The 23690-nt window shown below is 71.4% G+C and carries 20 protein-coding genes; 2 read left to right on the top strand and 18 right to left on the bottom strand.

The features are described from left to right. Window positions 1-13: 13 nt before the first annotated feature. The 12 genes from ACEZDG_RS06365 to ACEZDG_RS06310 form a co-directional block, all read right to left on the bottom strand. The gene (locus ACEZDG_RS06365) at window positions 14-889 is read right to left on the bottom strand and encodes a hypothetical protein (RefSeq protein WP_380503588.1); all 876 of its coding nucleotides are present in this window, start codon (window positions 887-889) and stop codon (window positions 14-16) included. Continuing rightward, window positions 886-2007, bottom strand: a complete 1122-nt coding sequence (locus ACEZDG_RS06360) for an MCE family protein (RefSeq protein WP_380503585.1) — start codon at window positions 2005-2007, stop codon at window positions 886-888. The genes ACEZDG_RS06365 and ACEZDG_RS06360 overlap by 4 nt, the downstream gene beginning before the upstream one ends. Beyond that, on the bottom strand, window positions 2004-3176 hold the full coding sequence (locus ACEZDG_RS06355; RefSeq protein WP_380503582.1) for an MCE family protein: 1173 nt from the start codon (window positions 3174-3176) through the stop codon (window positions 2004-2006). The genes ACEZDG_RS06360 and ACEZDG_RS06355 overlap by 4 nt, the downstream gene beginning before the upstream one ends. After that, window positions 3173-4264 carry an MCE family protein gene (locus ACEZDG_RS06350; protein WP_380503579.1) on the bottom strand — a complete coding sequence of 364 codons (1092 nt, stop codon included), beginning with the start codon at window positions 4262-4264 and terminating at the stop codon, window positions 3173-3175. Before ACEZDG_RS06350 ends, ACEZDG_RS06355 begins: the two co-directional genes overlap by 4 nt. After that, on the bottom strand, window positions 4264-5301 hold the full coding sequence (locus ACEZDG_RS06345) for an MCE family protein (protein WP_380503576.1): 1038 nt from the start codon (window positions 5299-5301) through the stop codon (window positions 4264-4266). The genes ACEZDG_RS06350 and ACEZDG_RS06345 overlap by 1 nt, the downstream gene beginning before the upstream one ends. Then, the gene (locus ACEZDG_RS06340) at window positions 5298-6344 is read right to left on the bottom strand and encodes an MCE family protein (protein ID WP_380503573.1); all 1047 of its coding nucleotides are present in this window, start codon (window positions 6342-6344) and stop codon (window positions 5298-5300) included. Before ACEZDG_RS06340 ends, ACEZDG_RS06345 begins: the two co-directional genes overlap by 4 nt. Continuing rightward, window positions 6341-7609, bottom strand: coding sequence for an MCE family protein (locus ACEZDG_RS06335; protein WP_380503569.1), 1269 nt, complete (start codon window positions 7607-7609; stop codon window positions 6341-6343). Before ACEZDG_RS06335 ends, ACEZDG_RS06340 begins: the two co-directional genes overlap by 4 nt. Next, entirely contained in the window at window positions 7606-8472 is an 867-nt protein-coding gene (locus ACEZDG_RS06330) for an MlaE family ABC transporter permease (protein WP_380503566.1), read from the bottom strand. The genes ACEZDG_RS06335 and ACEZDG_RS06330 overlap by 4 nt, the downstream gene beginning before the upstream one ends. A 3-nt stretch (window positions 8473-8475) precedes the next feature. Continuing rightward, window positions 8476-9264: an MlaE family ABC transporter permease gene (locus ACEZDG_RS06325; RefSeq protein WP_380503562.1), complete on the bottom strand. Its 789-nt coding sequence runs from the start codon at window positions 9262-9264 to the stop codon at window positions 8476-8478. Beyond that, window positions 9261-10190, bottom strand: coding sequence for an ABC transporter ATP-binding protein (locus ACEZDG_RS06320; RefSeq protein WP_380503559.1), 930 nt, complete (start codon window positions 10188-10190; stop codon window positions 9261-9263). The genes ACEZDG_RS06325 and ACEZDG_RS06320 overlap by 4 nt, the downstream gene beginning before the upstream one ends. Window positions 10191-10234: 44 nt before the next feature. Beyond that, entirely contained in the window at window positions 10235-11287 is a 1053-nt protein-coding gene (locus tag ACEZDG_RS06315) for a hypothetical protein (RefSeq protein WP_380503556.1), read from the bottom strand. Between the two features lie 200 nt (window positions 11288-11487). Further along, window positions 11488-12111 (bottom strand): hypothetical protein, encoded by a 624-nt coding sequence (locus tag ACEZDG_RS06310; protein WP_380503553.1) that lies wholly within the window; start codon window positions 12109-12111, stop codon window positions 11488-11490. A 367-nt stretch (window positions 12112-12478) separates the two neighbouring features. Here ACEZDG_RS06310 and ACEZDG_RS06305 point away from each other — a divergent pair, with 367 nt between their 5' ends. Next, the gene (locus ACEZDG_RS06305; protein ID WP_380503550.1) at window positions 12479-13654 is read left to right on the top strand and encodes a helix-turn-helix domain-containing protein; all 1176 of its coding nucleotides are present in this window, start codon (window positions 12479-12481) and stop codon (window positions 13652-13654) included. 31 nt (window positions 13655-13685) lie between these two features. Here ACEZDG_RS06305 and ACEZDG_RS06300 read toward each other — a convergent pair whose 3' ends face one another. From ACEZDG_RS06300 to ACEZDG_RS06280, 5 genes are all read right to left on the bottom strand, one after another. Next, on the bottom strand, window positions 13686-14861 hold the full coding sequence (locus ACEZDG_RS06300) for a PucR family transcriptional regulator (protein ID WP_380503547.1): 1176 nt from the start codon (window positions 14859-14861) through the stop codon (window positions 13686-13688). Between the two features lie 132 nt (window positions 14862-14993). Beyond that, window positions 14994-15491, bottom strand: a complete 498-nt coding sequence (locus ACEZDG_RS06295; RefSeq protein WP_380503544.1) for a hypothetical protein — start codon at window positions 15489-15491, stop codon at window positions 14994-14996. A gap of 44 nt (window positions 15492-15535) precedes the next feature. Further along, complete coding sequence (locus ACEZDG_RS06290; protein WP_380503542.1) at window positions 15536-15976, bottom strand: DUF7144 family membrane protein; 441 nt, start codon at window positions 15974-15976, stop codon at window positions 15536-15538. 184 nt (window positions 15977-16160) lie between these two features. Then, the gene (locus ACEZDG_RS06285) at window positions 16161-17294 is read right to left on the bottom strand and encodes an NADH:flavin oxidoreductase (RefSeq protein ID WP_380503539.1); all 1134 of its coding nucleotides are present in this window, start codon (window positions 17292-17294) and stop codon (window positions 16161-16163) included. 124 nt (window positions 17295-17418) lie between these two features. Further along, entirely contained in the window at window positions 17419-22152 is a 4734-nt protein-coding gene (locus ACEZDG_RS06280; protein WP_380503536.1) for a beta strand repeat-containing protein, read from the bottom strand. A 141-nt stretch (window positions 22153-22293) separates the two neighbouring features. Between ACEZDG_RS06280 and ACEZDG_RS06275 the strand changes: the two genes are divergently transcribed. Continuing rightward, window positions 22294-22740, top strand: coding sequence for a DUF6003 family protein (locus ACEZDG_RS06275; RefSeq protein WP_380503533.1), 447 nt, complete (start codon window positions 22294-22296; stop codon window positions 22738-22740). Window positions 22741-22818: 78 nt separating this feature from the next. On the opposite strand, the gene ACEZDG_RS06270 is transcribed toward ACEZDG_RS06275, so the two are convergent. Further along, entirely contained in the window at window positions 22819-23682 is an 864-nt protein-coding gene (locus ACEZDG_RS06270; RefSeq protein ID WP_380503867.1) for a chitosanase, read from the bottom strand. Window positions 23683-23690: the final 8 nt, after the last annotated feature.

Here is a 23690-nt window from a genome sequence, read left to right as displayed (position 1 = left end):
TGGTACCCCCTGGTCATATGGACGCGAGCGCGACGATGCGCCAGTGTCCGCCGCTGAGTTGTGCGGTCACCGACAGCTGTGCGCCGACGCGGGTCCGGGCCCCGCCGTTGCGTCGGGCGGTCTGGTCGAGGAAGACCAGCAACTGCGCACGGTCGGCGGTCGTCTGCTGCTCCACGCCGATCCGGACCACCCGCGAATCGACGCTGAGTCCCTGCTGCCGCACCTGGGCGGTGATGGCGCCCAGCAACTGCCGGTACTGGGTGGCTGCGGCACCGGCCAGTACCTGGTCGGCCGCCTGCGCGGTGGCGGCGGCCGTGCTCGGCGAGTAGCTGAGGATCCGGGCCAGCGCGCCGCCGACGTCGGCGGTCACTCCGGCCCCCGCCGGGACGGCGACCGGATCGGCGCCGACCGGCACCGCGCTCAGCGCGCTCAGCTTCCAGGAGCCGCCGACCAACGCCATGGTGGCGGCGAGGCGCTGCTCCCCTGCGGATGGCGACTGCACCGTGGCGATGAGGTCCGCCGTGCTCGTGTCGGCGTCGAGGGCGGTGGTGGCTACGGCGGTGACCGTGCCGGGGACGGCGGTTACCCCTCCGCCCGGGACCGCACCCTCGCGGGCGACCGCCTCGTGCAGGGCCCCGGTGGAGTCGTCCAGCCGACGGCTGCGATCGGCGCCGGCGTTGCCGCTGAGCTCCGCGATCTCCCGTCGGGCCGCGCTCAGTACCGCCGCCCGGCCGTCCGCCGCAGTCGGGGCGCCGACCGGGTGGGCCGCCTCCGCCCGCACCTGCCCGGGGCGCGGCCAGAACCCATAGGCCACCACAACGACCAGCAGCAGCACAGTCGTTGCGCTGCCCCACACCCAACGGGTGCGTCCGTCACGCGGTCGGCTCATGGCGTGCCGCCCTTGGGCGCGTTGGCCGAGCCGCGCACGTCGGTGCCGCTGCTGGGCGCGGCGGTGCAGCCGGCGCCGGTGTTGAGGGCGGAAGCGGTCCCGGTGTCCAGGCCGTTGTGCCGCTTGGTGCTGCCGTAGCCGGCCGTGCAGGGCAGTGGGGCGAAGAAGGTCACCGCGAGGCCGAATCTGGCTCCCTTGGCGGTCACCGCGCTCGCACCGTCCTCGGCCGCCTGCGGCAGCCGGACCAGGAGTTCCTGGACGCCGTTCTGGCGGGTGACGAACAGTTCGTCGGTCGTGGTCAGATTGGCGATCAGCACGCTGAGTTGCGGATCGAGGTCCTTGAGCAGCCCGGTGACCTGTTCGGCCGCGACCGGCACGGTGGCGACGAGCCGGCGCAGGTCGCTGTCGGAGCTGACCAACTGGGTCGCCAACTGCCGTGCGCTGGTGGCGAAGCCGGTGATCGCGCCGCTCTCGTCGGCCTGGGTCCGCAGCACCGTCGAACCGTCCACGATCAGGGACTGGGTGGCGGGCAGGGAGTCGTGGGCGGCCTGGACGAAGGCGCTGCTGGTGTCAAGCAGCGACTGGAGGTTGCCGCCCTGTCCGGTAAAGCCCTTGCCGAGTTCGTCCACCACGGTCTGCAGTGAGCTGAGCGGGACCGAACCGGCGAGGTTGTCCACGCTGCTGAGCATGGTGGTGACCGGCGCCGGAACGCTGGTGGCGGAGCGTCGGACGTGGCTTCCGTCGACCAGGTACGGGCCCTGGTCGCTGTTCGGCCGCAGGTCGATGTACTGCTCGCCCATCACCGAGAGGTCGGCGACGGTGGCGGTGAGCTGCTCGCGCGGGATCCTCGGCGCGGAGTCGTTGATCCGCAGGTCGGCGGTCACTCCGTCCGGGGTCAGGTTGATCGCGCCGACCCGGCCGACCGAGACGCCGCGGTAGGTGACGTCGGCGTGCGGGAACAGGCCGCCGGTCGCGGCCAGGTCGACGTGGACGGTGTAGTAGCCGCTGAGGCCGAGGTAGCGGCCGAGGTCGGCGTAGCGGACGGCGACCAGGCCGAGCACCAGGACGGCGACGACCAGGAAGGCCAGGTTCTTGACCTTGGTCGCGAGGGTGATCACTTGGTGCCCCCGTTCACATAGCGGGAGAGCGCGCTGCGCTCGGGTGCGGGCAGCGCGGCGCCCACGCTGGACGGCAGGGGCAGCGGAACGGTCGCGGCCTTCTTGCCGGCCCTGGTGGACTGCGGGGTGGCCGGCGGCTGCGCATTGGGGTCGAGCGCCGGGATGATCTGGGTCCCCGGGGCGGCGGTCATGCTCAGATAGGCGTTCAGATAGTCGCCCTTGACGCCGTTGAGCACCTGGTCGGTGAACGGGTAGGTGAGCAGCACCTGCAGGGAGTCGGGCAGGTCGTCGCCCGCGTCGGCGAGGCGCTGCAGGGTGGGGGAGAGGGCCTTGAGGTCGGCGACCATGTCGTCCTTGCTGCGTTCGACGGTGTCCACGGCGACGCCGGAGAGGGTGTCCAGCGAGCTCAGCATGCTGATCAGCTGGCTGCGCTGCTGGTCAAGGACCTTCAGCCCCGGGCTGAGGCTGGTGAGCACGGTGCCGATCTGCTGGTCGCGGGTGGCCAGGGTCGCGGAGAGCCGGTTGATGCCGTCGAGCGCGCCGGTGATGTCGGCGCGGTGGGCGTCGAGGTTGGTCGCCAGGGTGTTGATCTGCTGCAGCAGGTCCCTGAGCTGGTCGGTGTCACCGCCCATGGCCTTGTTGAGCTGAGTGGTGATGGTGTGGATCTGGTCGATGCCGCCGCCGTTGAGCAGCAGTGACAGCGCGCCGAGCACCTCCTCGACCTGCGGGTCCCGGGTGGTGCGGGCCAGCGGGATGTCGGCGTGGTCAGTGAGTCGCCCGCCGCTGCTGCCCCCGCTCGGGGCCGAGAGTTCGACGTACTTCTCGCCGAGCAGGCTGGACTGGGCCAGCGTGGCGTCCGCATCGGCCGGGAGCACGACGTCGCCGTTGACCCGCATGGTGACCACCGCGGACCAGCCCTCGGCGCCCGTACCCGAGCCGGCCAGGTCGATCCGGGTGACCCGTCCCACCGGTACGTCGTTGACCTCGACGGCGGCCTGCGGGACCAGGTCAAGCACGTCCGCGAAGTGGGCGGTGAGGGTGAACGGATGGCTGCCGAGGTCCGCCCCGCCGGGGAGCGGCAGCTGCTGGACGCCGGAGCAGCCCGACAGGGTCCCGGCCAGCACCACAGCGGCGGCTATCGCGGCGGCGGGGACCAGCGGCCGGCTCACTGGCCTGCCCCCGCGCCGGAGGGGGTGTCCACCGTGGGCAGCGGCAGGGCGAGCCCGCTGCCGGCGCTCTCGGCGGCGCCGTTTCCCACGCTCCGGTTGAGCGCTCCACTCGCCGCCGCCGCGCTGATCTCATTGAGGTTCACCCGGGTGTCCAGGGTCTTGTGGGCGGGGTCGTAGGCGTTCACCAGGTTGTCCAGGGCGAGCGGGGTGGTGTCCAGAGCCTTTGCCAGCGAGGCTCGCGCCTGCACCAACGACTGCGTGATCGGCGTGAGTTGGTCCACCGCTGTCTTCAGTCGCGACCGGTTGTCCTGGATGAACGTCTTCACCTGGTCCAGCGCGGTGGCGAGTTGGTTCAGCGCCTGGCCGAGGTCCTGCCGGTCGGCGGCCAGGAAGCCGGTGACATTGGACAGTTGGGTGGTGGCCTGCCGGACCTGGGTGTCGTTCTGCTTCAGCATGGCGGTGAAGGTCTGAAGGTTCGTCAGCGTGGCGAAGAGGTCCGGGCTGGTGCCGTCCAGGGTCTTGGTGGCCTTGCCGAACTCCTGGATGGTGGTGGCGATCTGCTGCCCGTTGCCGGACAGGGTCTGCGCGCCGGTGTCCAGCAGCGAGGAGAGCGCCCCCTGCGCGTTGGCCCCGTTCGGGCCGAGGGCGTCGCTGAGCCGGGTGATGCTCTGGTAGAGCTGGTCCAGCTCGACCGGGGTGGCCGTGCGGCCGGCCGGGATGGTCGCGTGGTCGGCCAGCCGGGGACCGCCGGTGTAGGCGGGGGTGAGCTGGACGTAGCGGTCGGCGACCAGGCTGGGCGCGACCACGACGGCCCGCGCGTCCGCCGGGACCTTGACCCCGTCGTCCAGACGGAGCGTCACCACCACCTGCTCGCCCTCCGGGCGGACCGACTGGACGCTGCCGACCCGGACGCCGAGGATCCGCACGTCGGAGCCCGCGTAGACTCCGACCGTCCGGTCGAAGTCGGCGTTGACCCGGGTCACCCCGAGGCCGTCGACCGTCCGCACCGCGAGCACCGCGACGACCAGGGCCAGGACCGCGAAGACGGCGACGATGACCCTCCAGCGCGTCACTTCGAACCGGGCCATCACAGACCGCCCTTCGGCGGCATGCAGCCGGTGCTCGGCGTCGTCCCCGCCGGGAGGTAGGCCTTCGGGGTGAGGCCGCACAGGTAGGTGTCCATCCACCGTCCGTTGCCGAGGGTGTTGCCGACCAGCCGGTAGTACGGGCCGGCCAGGGCCAGGATCTGGTCCAGCTTCTGCTGGTTGCCGCGCAGCACCGCGGTGACCCGGTCCAACGCGTCCAGCGTGGGCGCGAGTTGCCGTTGGTTGTCCTGGACCACGCCGCTGAGCTGGGTGCTGAGGTTCTGTGCGCCGACGAGCAGCGCGTGCACGGCGTCCCGGCGGCTCTCGATCTCGGTCAGCAGCTGGTTGCCGTCGGTGATCAGGGTCTGGAACTCCTCGCTCTGCCCGGCCAGGGTGCCGGTCAGCTTCTTGCTGCCGCTGAGCAGTGTGGTCAGGTCGGTGTCCCGTTTGGAGATGGTCTGCGACAGCGCCGACAGGCCGGTCAGAGTGCTGCGGACATCGGGCGAGGTGTTCTTGAAGGCGTCCGACATGGCCTGGAAGCTCTGCGCCAGCTGGGCGCTGTCGATCTGACCCGTCGTCTGCCCCAGCCCGTTCAGCGCCTGGGTGACGTCGAACGGCGAGGTGGTGCGGCTGACCGGGATGGTCGTGGACGGGTTCTGCCGACTGCCGCCGAGCGGGTCGACGGCGAGGTACTTCTCGCCGAGCAGGGTCTTGATGCCGATGGCGACGGTGCTGCTGTCGCCGACCCAGGCGCCCTTCACCTCGAAGCCGACCCTCACCCGGTCGCCGTCGAGCCTCACCGCGGTGACCTTGCCGACCTTCACCCCGGCGATCCGCACCTCGTTGCCGGGGGTGAGCCCGGCGGACTCGGTGAAGTAGGCGCTGTAGCCGGTGCCGCCGCCGACCAGCGGCAGGCTGTCGGCGTTGTAGGCGAGCAGCGCCAGCAGCACCACGATCAGCAGCCCGACCAGGCCGACCCGGAGCGGGTCGCGCTCCCGCATCGGCTTGGGCCTGGGGAGGCGGGGAATGCGGGGCTTCATGAGCCGCACCTCGCTTGGGTGATCCCGATGCCGGTGGGCGGCGGCGTCCCGTCCGAGGTGGTGACGCCGCTCAGCTTCACCTGGCAGAGGTAGAGGTTGAGCCAGGAGCCGTAGGAGCTGAGCCGGCCCACGTCCTGCATCTTGGCGGGGGTGTTCCGCAGGAAGCTCTGCAGCTGCGGTGTGTTGTCGGAGAGGTTGGTGGACAGCCGTCCCAGCTGGGCGATGTCCGACTTCAGCGGCGCCCGGCCCTCGCTGAGCAGGCTGCTGGTCGTGGTGGTGAGGTCGGCCAGGGCGCTGACCGCGTCGCCCAGCGGCTTGCGGTCGGCGTCGAAGCCGGACACCAGCTGCTGAAGGGTCGTCACCAGGTCGGTGAACCCCGCCTCGTGGGTGTTGACGGTGTCGACCACGCTGCTGAGGTTGTGGATCACCTCGCCGATCACCTGGTCCTTGCCGGCCAGCGTGGTGGTCAGCGTGCCGAGGTGCTGCAGCAGGCTCTGCACGGTGCCGTCCTCGCCCTGGAGCACCTGGACGATCTCGCCCGCGAGGGCGTTCACGTCGTTCGGCGACAATCCCTGGAAGAGCGGTTGGAAGCCGTTGAACAGCTGGGTCAGGTCGAGCGCCGGGGTGGTCCTGGTCAGCGGGATGGTGGAGCCGGGGGAGAGGTCCTGACCGACCGGCCCGGTGCCCCGTTCGACGTCCACATAGCGCTGCCCGACCAGGTTGAGGTACTTGATCGACGCGGTGGCGGACGCCGGCAGCGCCACCCCGCGGCGCACCGAGAAGCGCACCCGGGCCGTCCGCCGGTCGACCACGGCGATGCTGTCGACCTGCCCGACCTGGACGCCCGCGATGCGCACCGTGTCGCCGGGGTTGAGCCCGGTGCTGTCGCTGAACAGGGCGGCGTAGCCGACGGTGTCGGAGACCCCGCTGTTGGCGATGCCCAGCGCCAGGGCGGTGGTGGCCAGCACCGTCACCAGGACGAACACCAGGGACTTGGCCAGCGGCCCGGCCAGGCTGCGACGGCCCACTCCGGAGTGCCTCATCGGATGGTCACCTGCGCTCCCCGGAAGACGGGCCCGGCCAGCACGCTGCTCCAACTCGGCAGGCCGCTCGGCGCGAGGCCGAGCGAGGGCGCCAGCAGCTCGTCCACCAGCTGGTTCTCCGCCGGGCTGTTCGGTGCGGCCGGCCTCGCCGCTGACGTGGCGTCAGTACCTGTCGTCGCGGCGGGGGCAGGAGCAAGGGTGCAGGGCCGGGGGCCGCTGTCGGCCCGGTAGACCGGCTTGTCCTTGCCCGGCAGGTACTGCCCCCGGGAGGGGACCATGGTGACGTCCACATGCAGGCCGGGCTCGTCGGTGCCCTTGCCGAGCGCCTGGTCCATCGCCGGGACGAAGTCGGTGAGGGTCCGCAGGGTGCAGGGGAACTCCGAGGAGTAGCGGGAGAGCAGCTGCAGGGTCGGCCTGCTGTCGGTGGAGAGCCGGATGATGTTGTCCTTGTTCTTCCGCAGGAAGGCGGTGAGGTCGTCCGCGGTGCCCGTGGTGGTCCCGTAGAGGGTGGCGAGCTGGGACTGCTGCTGGACGATGGTGTTGCTGGTGGTGGTGAACTCGGTGAGGGCCTGCAGGATGTCCGGGGCCGCCGTGGTGTAGGTGCGGCTGACCTGCACCAGCTGGTGGATGTCCTGGTCCAGCGCGGGGAGGTCGGGGTTGAGCCCGGCCAGGTAGGAGTCCAGCTGGGTCAGCGTGCTGCCCAGCTCGGTGCCGCGCCCGTCCAGGGCCTGGGCGACGGCGGTCAGCGTGGCCGAGAGCTTCTCCGGCTGCACGGCGGTGAGCAGCGGCAGGACGTGGCCGAGCACCTGCTCCAGCTCGACGGCGTCCTTGGACCGGTCCTGCGGGATGGTGCTCCCGGCCCGCAGCGAGCCCCCGCCGGTCACCGAGACGTTCCCCGTCGCCGACGCATCCGCGGCCGGTCGGACCAGGGCCACGAAGCGCTCGCCGAACAGCGTGGTCGGCAGCATCTGCGCGGTGACGTCGGAGGGGATCCGCTTCAGCTGCCCCGGGGCGATGTCCAGGGTCAGCCTGGCGCCGTTCCCGTCGGCGCTGATGCCCCGCACCTGGCCCACCACCACGCCGTCCAGCTTGACGTCCGCGCCCTGGTGCATCTGGTTGCCGACGCTGTCGGTGCGCACCTGGACGGTGTCGCCGCCGCTGAAGTCCTTGTTGTAGACGGCCACCGCCAGCCACGCCAGCAGGGCCGGGACCAGCAGGAACACCACCCCCGAGAGCCGGCGGCGCACGGCTGCGGCGCTGCTCATCCGGTCACCCGCACCGTCGTCGTCGCGCCCCAGAGGGCCAGGCTGAGGAAGAAGTCGGTGACGGTGATCAGCACCACGGCGGCGCGCACCGAGCGCCCGACCGCGACCCCGACCCCGGCCGGTCCGCCTTGGGCCCGGAACCCGTAGGCGCAGTGGGCCATGATGATCAGCACGCTGAACAGGACCACCTTGAGGAAGGACAGCAGCACGTCGGTGGGGGAGAGGAACAGCCCGAAGTAGTGGTCGTAGGTGCCCGACGACTGCCCGTTGAAGAGCACGGTGACGGTCCGTGAGGCGGCGTAGGAGCTGACCAGGCCGACCCCGTAGAGCGGGACCACCGCGACCACGCCCGCCACGATCCGGGTGGTGACCAGGTAGGGGACGCTGCGCACGCCCATCCCCTCCAGGGCGTCGATCTCCTCGTTGATCCGCATCGCCCCGAGCTGCGCGGTGAAGCCCGCGCCGACCGTCGCCGACAGCGCAAGACCGGCCACCAGCGGGGCGATCTCCCGGGTGTTGAAGTAGGCCGAGACGAACCCGGTGTAGGCGGCGGTGCCGATCTGGTCCAGCGCCGCGTAGCCCTGCAGGCCGACCACGGTCCCGGTGGCCAGGGTCATCATGATCATCACCCCGACCGTGCCGGCCACCACGCTCAGCCCGCCGCTGCCGAAGGCCACCTCGGCCAGCAGCCGCAGCACCTCCCGGAAGTAGCGGCGCACCGTCCGCGGGATCCACAGCAGCGCGGCGATATGGAAGTGCAGCTGTTCGCCGGGCCGGTCCAGCCAGCCGAACCAGCGGTCCGACCCGGACGGGCCGAGCTGCTCCGCGGACGGGCCGAGGTCCTCGCGCTCCTGGACCGCCATCGCTCAGGCCCCCTTCGCCGGGACGACCCGGAGGTAGATGGCGGTGAGCACCAGATTGGCCAGGAACAGCAGCAGGAAGGTGATCACCACGGACTGGTTCACCGCGTCGCCCACCCCCTTGGGCCCGCTGCGCGGGTTGAGCCCCCGGAAGGCGGCGACCACACCGGCGATGAAGCCGAAGACCAGCGCCTTGATCTCGCTGATGTAGAGGTCGGGCAGCTGCGCCAGCGCGTTGAAGCTGGACAGGTACGCGCCCGGAGTCCCGTGCTGGAGCACCACGTTGAAGAAGTAGCCGCCCAGCACGCCGACCACCGAGACCAGCCCGTTGAGCAGCACCGCCACCAGTACCGTGGCGATCACCCGGGGCACCACCAGCCGCTGGATCGGCGAGACGCCCATCACCTCCATGGCGTCCAGCTCCTCGAGGATCTTCCGGGAGCCCAGGTCCGCGCAGATCGCCGAGCCGCCGGCGCCCGCGATCAGCAGCGCCACGATCAGCGGGCTGGCCTGCTGGATCACCGCCAGCACGCTGGCGCCGCCGGTGAAGGACTGGGCCCCGAGCTGTGCGGTCAGCGAGCCGACCTGGAGCGCGATGACCGCGCCGAAGGGGATCGAGACCAGCGCCGCGGGCAGGATGGTCACGCTCGCGGTGAACCAGAACTGCTCCAGCAGCTCCCGGAACTGGAACGGCCGCCGGAAGCAGGCCGCCAGTACGCTCCCGGCCAGTGCGAACAGCTTCCCGGTCTCGCGCAGCGGGGCCAGTGCGGGGTGCGTGGCGACCGGGGTGCTCATGAGGTGGCCCCGTCCCGCAGTTCCAGCAGCCGCTGCCGGCGCCGCTGCACTGCGGCCCGGGCCGGCAGGCCGGGGGAGGGCTCCAGCTGCTGCGGTACGTTCCTGCTCCGGACGCCGAGGACGGTGGTCCGGTCCAGCTGTTCGCGGGCGATGACGGCCTCGTCCTTCTCCTCGGACATGCCGATCGGCCCGGCCCGACGGCCACTCAGAAACTGTTCCACCACTGGTTCCTGACTGGTCAACAGCTCCTCGCGCGGGCCGAAGGCGACCAGGCCGCCGCGGAACAGCATGCCCATGTTGTCCGGCACGGTCGCGGCGATGTCGAGGTTGTGGGTGACGATCAGCATGGTGGCGTCGATCTGCGCGTTCAGGTCGATCAGCAGTTGCGAGAGGTAGGCGGTGCGGACCGGGTCGAGGCCGGAGTCGGGCTCGTCGCAGAGGATGATCTGCGGGTCCAGCACCAGGGCGCGGGCCAGCCCGGCCCGCTTGCGCATCCCGCCGGAGATCTCCCCGGGGAACTTCGCCTCGGAGCCGAGCAGGCCGACCATGTCGATCCGCTCCATCACGATGCGGCGGATCTCCTGCTCGGTCTTGCGGGTGTGCTCCCGCAGCGGGAAGGCGATGTTGTCGAAGAGGTGCATCGACCCGAACAGCGCGCCGTCCTGGAACATCAGCCCGAACAGCTTCCGGGCCCGGTAGACGTCGCGTTCGGGGCTGCCGACCATGTCCACGCCGTCGACCAGCACCCGGCCGCGCTCGGGCCTGATCAGCCCGATGATCGACTTCAGGAACACGGTCTTGCCGGTGCCGGAGGGGCCGAGCATCACGCTGACCTCGCCGGGCGGCAGGGTGAGCGTGACGTCCCGCCAGACGGTCTGCCTGCCGAAGGACTTGGTCAGGCCCTCGACCACCACTTCGATTCCCATCACACCTCCTCGTTCTCTCGTTCCGGTACTCGCTCTTGTCGTGGTCAGTAGGCCGGCAGCGGCGGGGGCGCCAGGCCGTCGATGTGGCAGTCGGTCACGTCCGTGCACAGCGGGCTCTGCACGAAGTCCAGGTAGTTGCCGGGCCCCGAGATCGAGGCCGTGAACAGCGGGTCGAGGTCCTGGCCCCTGCTGACGCAGCCGGTGAAGGGCGGGATGTCGATGAAACCGGTGAGCCGCCCGCCCGCGTACATGTCGTAGCCCTTGTCGGTGGTCCCATTCAGCACCACGTGGATCCGTCCGCTGCGGCAGTTGGAACCCGCGTCCAGGGGAACCCCGTTGACGCGTACGTCCTGGAGCTGGAGGTGCATGTAGTAGCTGACCGAGGTCTTCACATTGAGGTCGTCGGAGTCCAACTGGAGCCCCTCGATGGTCAACGGGCTCTCCACGACGAAGTGCACCCGCGCCTTGGTCGGCGTGAAGCCGAAGGTCAGGAAGGTGGAGGTGGAGTCGGGGAGGGTCAGCCCGCCGATGCTGCCGACCTCGAAGTAGCCGGTGTCCGGCTGGTACACCAGCCGCACGCCCACGCCGATCGCCGTCAGTTGGGGGCTGCGCGCGGGATCGTTGACCACCATCGCGCCGTTGAGCTTCTTCACGTCGGAGTAGCCGACGACATAGGCGCAGCCGGGGAACGCCGGGTTGATCAGCGTCTGCGAGCCGGGCGGCGGCGAGGGGTAGAAGCGGCTCGGGTCCAACTGCCCCTCCGGGACCGGGGGACAGGGCAGCGCGGCCTCGTCGGCGTGGGTCCGGGTCCGGGGCTTCGCCTTTGTGGCGGGCGCTTTTGCGGTGGACGGCCGGCTGGGCGTGGGGACGGCGTGGCCGGTGGGTGTTTCGGACCCGGACCCGGACGCGGACGCGGACGGCGAGGGGGTGGCGGGGCCGGTCTCCGGGGCTGAGGGTGTCGCCGGGGCCGACCCCGAGGGCGTCGGCGTCGGCGTCGACGCCCCCGCGGCCAACGGCATCAGTCCGACCACCAGAGCCGTCGTGCCGAGCACCGCCAGTCGGCGGCCCGCACGACGCGGGCGGACTGCACCGTTCATCGGCGTTCTCCTCAACTGTCGTCGGCCCGGCGGAATAACGCTCGCGGCGCCGGACACTACGTTCGGCGAAATCAAGGGGTCAAGAGATCGCACAGGAAGGAACTGCTCCGGCCTGCGTGATCCTGATGCTTTGTCAATCGATGACAAACCCGGGGTGCCGCGTTGTGCCGGGGTGAGCACAACGCGGCACCCCGGCACCGTCACGGGGAGGTGATGGTCAGCGCCGGGCTGAGGGTGTAGACCGAGCTGAAGGTGGCGGTGTTGCCGTTGTTGAGCAGGCCGAGGCAGCCGGCGGAGTTGTACACCGTCAGGCCGCCGCCGCTGATCGTCATCTTGTGGGTGCTGTTGACGTAGGACAGGTTGACGGTGCCCGTACCGGAGCCCGCGCCGCCCGTCCCGTCGATGTCGGCGCTGCAGGTGGCGCCGGCCAGGTGGGCGGAGATGCCGGTGATGGTGCCGGTGGTGGTGCCGGTCGACGCCACGTAGGACACCGCGTTGATCTTCCAGGGCAGCTTGCCGGCCGAGACCGTGAAGGTGAAGGACAGCGGGCCCTTGCAGCTGGTGAAGGAAATGCTGTTGATCTTCCCCAGGCCGGTTCCGGACTGCCCGGAGCCTGCCACGGCCGACCCGGTCGCGGTGGAGCCGGTGCAGGTGACCGTGGTGCCGGTGTTGGTGTCCTTGAGCGTGGTGCTGCCTGCGGTCCCGGTGAAGGTGCCGCCGGGGGTCACGGTCCAGGTCGGTGCGGCCGATGCGGACCCGGCGAATCCGATGGCCGCGGCGACGGCCGCCGCGGTGAGAACGGAACTGCGAACGATGCTGCGCATGTGCCATCCCTCCTAAGGGGTGGGGTGGGGAGTGAGGCGTATCGCTGAGCAGTCCCGGACGTTACGAGCCAGTAACCTGGCGGGACAAGGGATGCCGCCGATTTCCGGGCAAAGAGATTACCCGCCGGTAATTCCTTGTCGATTCCGGAGCAGATTCCGCATACCCGACTGTCCGCAAGTGACTAGCGGACGCCTTCGCGCGTCCGAGGTGGTGCGCATGCGCCCGAGCTGGTCTATGTTGCTCGGGCCAGGGTGGGGCAGGGACGCCCGTTCACCGGTGCAGGGGGTGCGCACGCTCATGATTGACGTTCCATCAGCGGGTCGGCAGGACGGGCTCGGGCCGCTTCCCCGGGAGATGGCCGCGATCATGCGCCCGGAAATCCCCAGTCTGGTGGAGGAGATATGGGCCGAGATCGTTCGTGTCATTCCCTCCTACGCGCAGATCTTCAGCGGCCCCAATGCCGAACTCGCCCGCGTCGGCCTGGAACAGAATCTGGCCACCTTCGTGGAACAGGTCGCCACGCCGGGCGCGGACACCTCGCTGCGGGACGAGATGTGCCGCGCCTTCGGCCGGTTGGAGGCCGAGTCCGGACGCAGCCTGGACAGCCTGCAGGAGACCTACCGGGTGGGAGCCCGGCTGGCGCTGCGCCGGGCCAGGAAGGTCGGCCGGCGCTTCAACCTCTCCCCGGCGGTCATCCTCACCTTCGCCGACGCCCTGTTCGCCTACACCGGCGAGCTCAGCGCGCTCTCCCGGGAGGGCTACCTGTCCGCCCTGGCCGAGCGGCGGCAGCATGACGACCAGCGCCGGGTCAGGCTGCTGCGACTACTGCTCGGCGCCTCGGCGAACCCGTCCGTCCCGGTCGCCGAACTGGGCGAGCAGCTGGGCTGGCCGATCCCGCCCGAGGTCACCCCGGTGGTGGTCGGGCCCGAGCCGTCCGCGGGCGGTGACGGGTCGCGCGGGGCGGGTGGCAACGGGCCGCGTCCGGCGCTCGATCCTGACATCCTCACCGAACTCGACGGGTCCGAGCCCCGGCTGCTGCTGCCCGGGCCGATGACCGACGAACGGCGGACCGCGCTGCTGGCCGCGTTACCGGGCCGGCCGCTGGCGGTGGGCCTGACCGTCCCGGCCGCCGAGGCCCCGGACTCGCTGCGCTGGGCCAGGCAGGCCCTGGCCCTCGCCGCCTCCGGGGCGATCGCGCCGGACCGGGACGGCGTGGTGCACTGCGAGCAGCACCTGGTGACGCTCTGGCTGCACAGCGCCCCCACCCTGGTCGACCAACTGGCCCGGCGTCAGCTCGAACCGCTGGCCGGACTCACCCCGCTGCAGCGCGAGCGCCTGATCGAGACCCTGCACAGCTGGCTGACGACCAGGGGCACGGCCGCCAGGATCGCCGAGGAGCTGTCGGTCCACCCGCAGACCGTCCGCTACCGGATGCGCCTGCTCGAGCAGGCCTTCGGGGACCGGCTGGACGACCCGGACCAGCAGTTCGCCACCGAGATCGTGCTCCGCCGCCTGCACCGCCCGTCCGATCCGGAGGCCTGACGGAGCCTGGTCCGCCGTTGCGCCTCCGCCGTTACGCCTGCGCGGGCTGCCAGCCGCGGAGGGCGATCTCGACGGCCAGTCGCCCTTCCGGGTCGTGCAGCGTGGGTCCCAGCAGCTGCTCGACCAGGCGCATCCGGTAGCGGACGGTCTGCGGGTGCAGCCGCAGCTGCTCCGCCATCCGCACCGCGTTTCCGTGGGTGGCCAGCCAGGCCCGCAGGGTCTCCACCAGGCGCTCCCGCTGCGCGCCGGTCAGGTCGGCGAGCGGACCGAGGTGGCGCCGTGCCAGCGCGCGGACCAGGGCCGGGTCCTCCGCCAGCCACAGGGTCACCAGGTGCTCGTCGGTGTAGGTGACCGGCTGCCGGGGGAGGGCGCCGCTCGCGACCAGGGCCAGCGTCCGCCGGGCCCAGTACAGGGAGCGTGCCGCGTCGCAGGTGGCCACGGTGGGCCCGATCGCGGCGACGATGTCGCTGGGGGCCGCGCGGAACAGCGCCCTGCGGTCCTCGTCCACCGGGCCGGGGATCATCGCGTGCGGCTGCGAGTCGGCGAGGTCCACCAGGACGTCCCCGCCGAGCGCGCTGCGGGTGGGCAGGGCGCCGCGCCTGAGCGCCACCAGGGTGACCTGGCGGGGCATCGGCCAGGCGGCCTGGTCGGCGAGTTCGTCGAGCTCGGTGGACGGGAGCGGGGTTCCGGCGAGCAGCAGCCTGAGCAGGCGGCGGCGGTGGCCCTCCCGGCTGCCCTCCATCTCGGCGCGGGCCTCCAGGTAGCCCCCGCGGGCCACCTCGATCAGCTCCTCGCCGTAGGCCAGGATGCGGTCGGCGTAGGCGAGCAGCAGCGAGGACGGTAACTGGTGCCGCTTTCCCAGGAGTTCGCCCCTGCGCAGACAGACCCGGGCGCCGGTGCGGAAGGCGGTCTCCAGGTCCTCGAGACCGCGCCCCTCGTACGCCTCGAAGCGCCCGATGCGGTGGTAGAGCTTGTCCCGCCGGACCGTGGCCGCCGCGGCGGTGGCGGGATCGGCCGAGCGGTCGACGAAGCCGGCCACGCTGAGTTCCACGCTCATCTGCACGGCCCGTGCGTACGGGCCGTCCAACTGCCGGGCGTAGTGCGGGACCGCGGTGCGGATCTCCTCCCGGATCTCCTTCAGCAGGCTCGGCAGCTCGGGTCGGACGAGCGCGGCGAATCCGCGCGGCAGCTGTGCCACAGTACTCATGAGGGGTCCCTCCCTGGCGGCTCGCCCACGGTCCGATTCCCTTGATCGCAAGCAAACTTACTAGTCAGTAAGGTTATGAGCCGCCGATGCCCCTGACAAGCCCCCGGGACCGGCCCCCGGAGCCACGGGGGATCAGGGCCGCCGGAGCGGGAGTTCGTAGAAGGTGAAGCCGTCCTCGTGCTCGGTGCGCGCCCGCAGTCGCCGGGCGAGGCCCTCGGCGAGATCCGGTTCGGCAGGCTGCCAGCGCAGACGGGTGTAGCCGGCGGCTGCGGCGGCGCGGGCCGCCTCGGTCGCCAGCGCGGCGAGCGTGTCGACCTCGGCGGCGGTGCCGGGGTGCTCGGTGTTGTAGCCGGTGGTGATGCGCTGCCGTTCGCGTGCGACCGTGACCCACTGCAGCACGGCACGGGCGCTGCCCGGCTCCTGCGCGAAGTAGAGCACCCAGGCGAGCAGGGCGCCGTCCTCCCGGGCCGCGAGCACCCCCGCGGGTGCGGTCCAGTGGCCCGGGCCGCCCTCGCTCGGCGGCTCGGACACGGGCATGGACGCGGGCATGGGCCTGGACAGCGGAGCGAACAGTTCCCGGTAGAGGGCCTCCTCGTCGGGGCCGGGCTCGACAGCTTCGATCCGCAGCACGGTGCCTCCTCGGCGGACTCGTCGGCGGGCACGGGTTGCGGTGGTCAGTCCGGTTCGCTCGCGTGGATCAGGAGCGCCCACAGGATGACGACGTCCAGGGCGATGACCGTCAGCGCCCAGGCCGGGTAGTAGGGCAGGAAGATGAACTGCAGGGCCATGGTGGTGGCAGCGAAGAGCACCCCGGCCCATCGGGCCCACAGCATTCCGCTCAGCAGGAACACGGAGATGACCACGAGAGCGACACCGGACAGCAGGTGGATCCAGCCCCATGCCGAGACATTGAACCGGTAGGCGTAGTGCAGGCCGCCCGCGTAGGGAGCGTTGTGCGCGACCGCGGCGGCGCCCTGCAGGATGCTGAGGATGCCGCTGACCGCCATGACCACCGCCGCGAACACCACCCCGCGAGGAATCGAGATCCCCTTGCGGCGTGCGGGTGAAGCGGGACTGGCGCCTGCCTGGACACGGGTCGGTTGCTGGACTGTCATCAGGGATCTCCGCTGCTCAAGACCACGCGGGACGCGATTGCGCACCGTGTTGCTCCCGTGCCTCCGATCACCTTGCTGCGCTCCGGTCGGCGTCCTTCCATGGTCTGCCGTCCCAGGCGCCCCTGCCACCCGGGGGGCGGCGGCGAGTCCCGCCGGCCGCCGCCCCCGGAACCGCTGCCCGGTGTCAGCTGAGGACGCGGAGGGCTGAGGCCTCGTACGGGGCGAGTTCGTCGAAGCGGCCGTCGAGGACCTTGGCGGCCCAGGAGGGGTCCTGCAGGAGCGCGCGGCCGACGGCGACCAGGTCGAACTCGCCGCGTTCCAGTCGGTCCAGGAGGTCGTCGATGCCCCTGACCTGGGCGCCCTCGCCGCGGAAGCCGTTGATGAAGTCGCCGTCGAGGCCGACCGAGCCGACCGTGATGACCGGCTTGCCGGTGAGCTTCCTGGTCCAGCCGGCCAGGTTCAGGTCGGAGCCGTCGAACTCGGGCAGCCAGTAGCGGCGGGTGGAGGCGTGGAAGACGTCCACGCCGGCCTCGGCGAGCGGGGCGAGGAGCGCGTCGAGCTCGGCCGGGGTCGCGGCGAGCCGGGCGTCGTAGCTGCCGGACTTCCACTGCGAGAAGCGGAAGATCACCGGGAAGTCCGGCGAGACGGCCTTGCGCACCGCGGCCACGATCTCGGCGCCGAACCTGGTGCGGGCCACCGGGTCACCGCCGTAGGCGTCGGACCTGCGGTTGGTGCCGGACCAGAGGAACTGGTCGATCAGATACCCGTGGGCGCCGTGCAGTTCGACCCCGTCGAAGCCGTTCCGTTCGGCATCGGCGGCGGCCGTGGCGAACGCCGCGACGACCTCGTCCAGGTCGTCCTGGGTCATCGCCCGGCCGCCGCCCTCGGTGCCGTCCAGCCGGAGGCCCGAGGGGCCGACCGCGGGGGCGTCGGCGAACGGGGGCTCGCCCGCGCTGCGCACCATGCCGACGTGCCACAGCTGCGGCACGATCGTTCCGCCCGCCGCGTGGACGGCCTCGGCGACCTTGGCCCAGCCGGCCAGCTGCTCCTCGCCGTGGAAGCGCGGCACGTCGTCGCTCTGCCCGGCGGACTCGTGGCCCACATAGGTGCCCTCGGTGACGATCAGGCCGACGCCCGAGGCCGCGCGGCGGGCGTAGTACCCGGCCACGTCCTCGCCCGGGACGCCGCCGGGGGATCGCTTGCGGGTCATGGGCGCCATCACGATGCGGTTGGGGACGGTCAGCCCGCCCAGGGTGATGGGCCGGTTCAGGACCTGGGCCGCGCGAACGGCGGGGGAACCGGGGGAACTGATGGTCACGTGTGACTCCTGCAGCGGGAAGGATCGGATAGAGCCTTGGCTGACAACCGCAGGCTCTGCCCGGTCATTCCGGCTTTTGTCCATTCCGCGACTCGGTGCGGCAGGCCCAGTGCCTGCCGCCTGCCTAGTGTCGGCGGCGGCGGGCCAGGAGCAGGCCGGTGCCGCCGAGGAGCGAGGCGACCAGCGCGGCAGCGGCGAGGTAGCCCAGCGGGGCGGACACCCCGGTCGCGGCCATGTGGCCGGGCGGCGTCGAGGGAGTGGGAGTGGGGGTGGGGGTGGGCTTCAGAGTGGGCGTGGGCGTCGGTGTGGGGACGGGCTTGGGCTTGATCGGGATCCGGACGCCGGACGGCGGCGAGTCGGCGGGCGGGCCCGACGGCGGGTTGCCGCCGACCACGGCGGTGTTGCTCAGCGTGCTGTGCTTGAGGTCGGCCTGGGTGACCGTGTAGACGGCGGTGCAGAGCAGGGTCGCCCCGGGGGCCAGCGAGGTGACGCCTGCCGGGCAGGTCACGGCGAGCTTTCCGCTGCCGTTGAACGCGGTCTCCCTGACGAGCAGGCGGACGAGGGTGACATTGCCGGTGTTGGTGATGAGGAAGGTGAACGGGACCTTCTGGCCCGCGGCGGTGATCTCCTTGGTCGTGCTGCTCTTCAGCAGGCTGAACCCCAGGTGCCGTTCGGCGGTCACCGTGGCGCTGGACGGCGGCGAGTCGACCGGCGGCCCGGACGGGGGAGTCCCGGTGGCGACGGCGGTGTTGCTGATCTTCCCGGCGTTGATGTCGGCCTGGGTGACGCTGTACGGGGCCGCGGTGCAGGTCACGGTCGCGCCGGGGGCGAGCGATGCGGCTGCGGCCGGGCAGGTGATCACCGGCGGGGTTCCGGTGCCGGTGAAGGCGGTGTCCCTGACGGTCACCGCGGTGAGGGTGAGATTGCCGGTGTTGGTGACCAGGAACGAGTACCCGACCTTCTGGCCGGCCGCGCTGACCGTGGTCGGCGAGGCGGACTTCACGACGGTGAGGGCGGGGGCCGGGGTGTTGGGCACGTCCACCGAGGACGGGGGCGAGCTGGTCGGCGGCCCGGACGGCGGGTTGCCGGTCGCGTCGGCGGTGTTGGCCAGGTGGCCGCTGTCGATGTCGGCCTGGGTGACGGTGTAGTCGGCGGTGCAGGTGACCGAGGCCGCCGGTGCCAGCGAGGCGGCGCCGGCCGGGCAGCTGATCACCGGCGCGGTGCCGGTCCCGGAGAAGGCGGTCTCGTGGACCGTGATGTCGGTGAGGGTCTCATTGCCGGAATTGGTCACCAGGAACGCATAGTGCAGGACCTGGCCGGCTGCGGTCAGCCGGGTCGCGTCGACCGATTTGACGACCGTCAGCGCGGGGTTGGCGGTGGCGGTCACGGTGGTGCTGGACGGCGGCGAGTCGACGGTCGGCCCGTTGGGCGGGGTGCCGTGGGCGACCGCGGTGTTGTCGATCCGGCCGGTGTTGATGTCGGTCTGGGTGACGGTGTAGTCCGCGGTGCAGGTCACGGACGCGCCGGGGGCCAGCGAGGCCGCGTCCGCCGGGCAGCTGACCACGGGGGCGGTGCTGGTCCCGGTGAACACGGACTCGGTCACGGTCACGGCGCTGAGGGTGACATTGCCGCTGTTGGTGATCAGGAAGGAGTAGCTCACACTCTGGCCGGCGGCGGTGACCGCCTTCGGCGAGGCCGACTTCACCAGGTCCAGCGCCGGGGCGGGGGTGGCGGTCACGGTGGCGTCGGACGGGGGCGAGTTGACGGTCGGTCCGGTGGGCGGCGTGCCGGTGGCCATGGCGTTGTTGGTGATCTGCCCGGCGTTGATGTCGGTCTGGGTGACGGTGTAGTCGGCGGTGCAGGTCACCGACGCACCCGGCGCCAGCGAGGCGGCGCCCGCCGGGCAGCTGACGGCGGGCGCCGGTGCGGAGCCGGAGAAGGCGATCTCCTGCACCGCCACTCCGCTGAGGGTGACATTGCCGGTGTTGGTGATCAGGAACGAGTACGCCACCTGCTGTCCGGCCGCGCTGACCATGCCGGGCGCGGCCGACTTGACCAGGCTGAGCGCCGGGTTGGCGGTGGCGGTGACGGTGGCGCTGGAGGGGGGTGAGTCGACGGCGGGTCCGGTCGGCGGGGTGCCGGTGGCGACGGCGGTGTTGGTGACCTTGCCGGCGTTGATGTCCGGCTGGGTGACGCTGTAGCTCGCGGTGCAGGTCACGGACGCGCCCGGGGCCAGTGAAGCCGCTCCGGCCGGGCAGCTGACCACGGGCGCGGTCGCGCTGCCGGTGAACACGGTCTCGGCCACCGTCACTCCGCTGAGGGTGACGTTGCCGGTGTTGGTGACCAGGAACGAGTAGTCCACGCCCTGGCCGACCGCCGAGACCGTGGTCGGCACGGCCGACTTGACGACGGTCAGCGCCGGGTTGGCGGTGGCGGTGACGGTGGCGCTGGAGGGGGGTGAGTCGACGGCGGGTCCGGTCGGCGGGGTGCCGGTGGCGACGGCGGTGTTGGTGACCTTGCCGGCGTTGATGTCCGGCTGGGTGACGCTGTAGCTCGCGGTGCAGGTCACGGACGCGCCCGGGGCCATGGCGGCGGCGCCGGCCGGGCAGGTGATCACCGGCGGGGTGCCGGTGCCGGAGAAGGCGGTGTCGGCGACCGTGACCGTGTGCAGGGTGACATTGCCGGTGTTGGTGACCAGGAACGAGTAGTCCACGTTCTGACCGGCCGCGGTGACCGTGGTCGGCACGGCCGACTTGACCACGCTGAGGGACGGCTTGGGGACGTTGGGGACGGTGACGGTCGAGGGCGGCGAGGTGACCGGGGGCCCGGTGGGGGGCGTACCGGTCGAGGTGGCGGTGTTGGTGACCTTCCCGGCGTCGATGTCGGCCTGGTTCAGGGTGTAGCTGGCGGTGCAGGTGACCGAGGCCGCCGGTGCCAGCGAGGCGGCGCCGGCCGGGCAGGTGATCACCGGCGGGGTGCCGGTGCCGGAGAAGGCGGTGTCGGTGACGGTCACCGTGTGCAGGGTGACATTGCCGGTGTTGGTCACCACGAAGGAGTAGTGCAGCACCTGGCCGGTCACGTTCAGCTGGGTGGCGTCCACCGACTTGACCACCAGCAGCGCCGGATTGGCGGTGGCGGTCACCGTGGCGCTGGACGGCGGCGAGGTGACCGCCGTGCCGGACGGCGGGGTGCCGCTGGCCACGGCGGTGTTGGTGATCCGTCCGGCGTTGATGTCCGCCTGGGTGGCGGGGTAGCTCGCGGTGCAGGTCACCGACGCGCCGGGGGCCAGTGAGGCGGCGCCCGCCGGGCAGGTCGCGACCGGCGTGGCGCCGGTGCCGGAGAACGCGGTCTCGGCGACGGAGACGCCGCTCAGCGCGACATTGCCGGTGTTGGTGACCAGGAACGAGTAGGCCACGTTCTGGCCGGCGGCGGTGATGGTCGTCGGAGCGGCCGACTTCACGATGGTGAGGGACGGCGCCGGGGCCTTGGGCGTGTTGGTGAAGGTGCAGGCGACGTTGGGGGTGTTGGCGTCCACCCGGGTGGCCGGGAAGACCAGCGGGAAGCTGGTGCCCGTCCCCGAGGAGACCGGGGCGTTGCCGTTGGCGGCGTCGACACAGGCGTAGGCCGTGGTGTAGTTGGCGAGGCTGCCGCCGGAGGCCGCGGTCTCGGCCAGGGTGTAGCTGGTCCCGGAGACGGTGATCACCGGGCCGGCCACCTGCGGCTGGACGCCGGTGGCGGTGCCGGCGGTGGTGGCGGTGTTGCCGCCGGAGATGCCGCCACCGGTGATCTCCAGGCCGAACTGGTCATTGGAGCCGGGCGAGGTGACGAACCGTCCGACCACGTTCTTCTGCAGGCTCAGGGTCGGGTTGGTGGAACAGGCCCCCAGGTCCACCGAGAGGAAGTTGTTGTTGGAGTAGCCCTTCGGGCCGGAGAGGACGGCGCCGGTGTTGGGGTTGAGCCCCTCGATGAAGGTGGTGCTGGTGCTGCTGAACTCCACGAACATCTGGCCGGCGTTGTTGAACGCCATGCCGTTGTAGCTGTTGCTGTTGGGGTTGGGGAGGGTGCTGAGGACCGTACTGGTCAGCGCCGTCCCGTTGGTTGAACCGGTGGTGGGGAGCGGCCCGGACACCCGGCTGATGCCGGAGGCGGTGCCGGCCGAGGCCAGCGCGTACATATTGCCGAGGGCGTCGAAGGCGATGTCGCCGTTGACGGCGATGTTGCTGGCGATCGGCAGCGCGAAGGTGCCGATGATGCCGGGGATGGCGGTGTTCGTCGTGGTGTTGAATCCGTAGAGGGTCGCCGTGCCGGGCCGGGTGGAGGTGCCCGTCCCGAAGCTGGCGTAGTAGTAGATGCCGTTGGCCCGGTTCACCGCGCCCGCGACGAAGTTGTTCCCGGTCCCCGCCGTCCCGGTGTAGGTCGACCAGGTCTGGGTGAGCGCGTTGTAGCCGTAGACGTGGACCGAGCCGCTGCTGGGCGGGCTCTGGTCGACCGCGTAGGCGGCCAGGCCGCCCCGGGTCACGCCGAGGGCGTTGGCCTGGCCCGAGCCCGCCGGCATGGTGCTGACCACGGTGGCGTTGACGGTGCTGGGCGTGGCCGAGCCGAGGGTGCTGACGTCGAGCGACAGCAGCGTCCCGTTGGCCGCGGTGTTCGACCCGCGCTGGTAGGCGTAGATCGTCCCGCCCGAGCAGTCGAGGGGAGCGCCGGCGGCCCGGGCCTTGCCGAATGGAGCCGCGGCCACCGCGGCGCTCGCGGCGGACAGCAGGGGCGCGAACAGGGTCGACATGACCAGCAGCACTGCGAGAGCTGTCTGCAGTGGGCTGCGCACCACGCTGCTCGGACGGGTTCCGGCTGGGGACATCGGGGCTGCTCCCAAGGATGGTCAAACACAAGGTCAAATCATCCTAAAAAGGACAGCCTATTTATATGACGATCTTGGGTCGACGATCTCGATCCGAGCGCGGCGCGCCGTGGCGTAAGCCGTTCGGCCCAGCTCGGTAGAGTGCAGGCTCGACCTACCGAAGGAAGTGACGCGGTGTCTGATTCGGCTCTGCTTGTGATCGTTCAGCCTGGTCAGGACGCGGCGCCGGGAGTGGATGCCCGGCGGCTGCCGGAGCTGGAGTGCTGGGACACCGCGGCGGTCCACGGCTGGCTGGACGCCTTCGGCGCCGAGGACGGCGAGGCCCTGGTGCGCGTGGTGCCCGCGGACGAGGCGGATCTGGTCCCCGAGGCGGTCCCGCGGCTCGAGGTCCCGGTGACGGAGCAGGAGGCGGAGGTGATCGCCCGCGCCGCGGCGACCCCGGCCGTCGCCGAGGCCCAGGCCGAACTGGCGGCCTTTCGGCGCACCCTGGCCGAGCGTCCGGCGATGATCCGGCGCGCCGAGGCTGCGGGGCTGAGCCCGGCGCGGATCGAGCGCTACGCCGCTGTTCCGGAGCCGTCTGCGGGATAGGCGCGCAGGCAGCTGCCGCGTACGCCCCGGGATGCGGGCGTACGCGGCAGCTGTGCCTGTGTGTACCTGTTGGTACAACTAGCTCTTGATGGTGTAGCTGTCGCCGTAGGTCTTCCAGCTGAGCGGCGGGTTGAGGTCGAGGTTGCCGTTGTTGAGGAAGACGCGCTGCTCGGTGTCGACGCGGCTGGTGTCGTCGTGGGCGGCCTCGGTGAGCATGGCGGCCTTGCGGGCGTCCAGGAAGGCGTTGAGGTAGGTGGTCTCGTTGCCGCCCTGGGCGGGGGTCTTGGCCTTCTTCATGGCCGCCGCGCGGATCCCGCCGAAGCTGGTGGGGTCGTCGCCGGGGCCGTGCATGACGATGGCGTCGTAGTAGATGAACTGGCCCAGCGCCCGCAGGCCGTCCGCCTTGGCCTGGTTGACGGCCGGGTTGAAGTAGACCCGGTCGCGCTCGTTGTTCTGCGCGGTCTGGAAGACGGTGTCCTTGGCCGCGGTCTTCCAGTCGGCCACGAAGGCGTTGCCGAGCCCGGTGTGGGAGTCGGTGTTGTTGACCTTCTTCAGCGCCGGCAGGTACTTGGCCAGGACGTTGCCGGGTTCGGTGGCGGTGTAGGCCTGGACCAGCTCCAGCATGTCTCCGGTGCCGGAGCAGAAGCCGATGATGCCGGCGGTGTAGCCGCGGCCGTCACCGATGTCCTCGATGTAGCTGTACTGCGCCTTCCAGTCCAGCGAGGAGTTCTCCGCGCTGGAGACGAGCTCCATCGCGATCTCCTTCTTGCGCGCGTCGTCCAGGCCCGCCGCGCTGCTGGCCGGGGCCGAAGTCGGCGCCGTGGGCTGGGACTTGGTGGGCGTGGGACTGGGCGTCGTCGATGGCTTGGCGGTCGGCTTCGCGGAGGAGGGGGCGGCGGTGGCGGTGGCCTTGCCCCCCGTCGTGGTGGGGATGTTGGTCAGGCCCTTGC

The sequence above is a fragment of the Streptacidiphilus alkalitolerans genome (genome assembly GCF_042511045.1).
Taxonomy (GTDB): domain Bacteria; phylum Actinomycetota; class Actinomycetes; order Streptomycetales; family Streptomycetaceae; genus Streptacidiphilus; species Streptacidiphilus alkalitolerans.
Note: the sequence above shows the minus strand (reverse complement) of the source record. Positions and strands in the feature narration are given on the sequence as shown.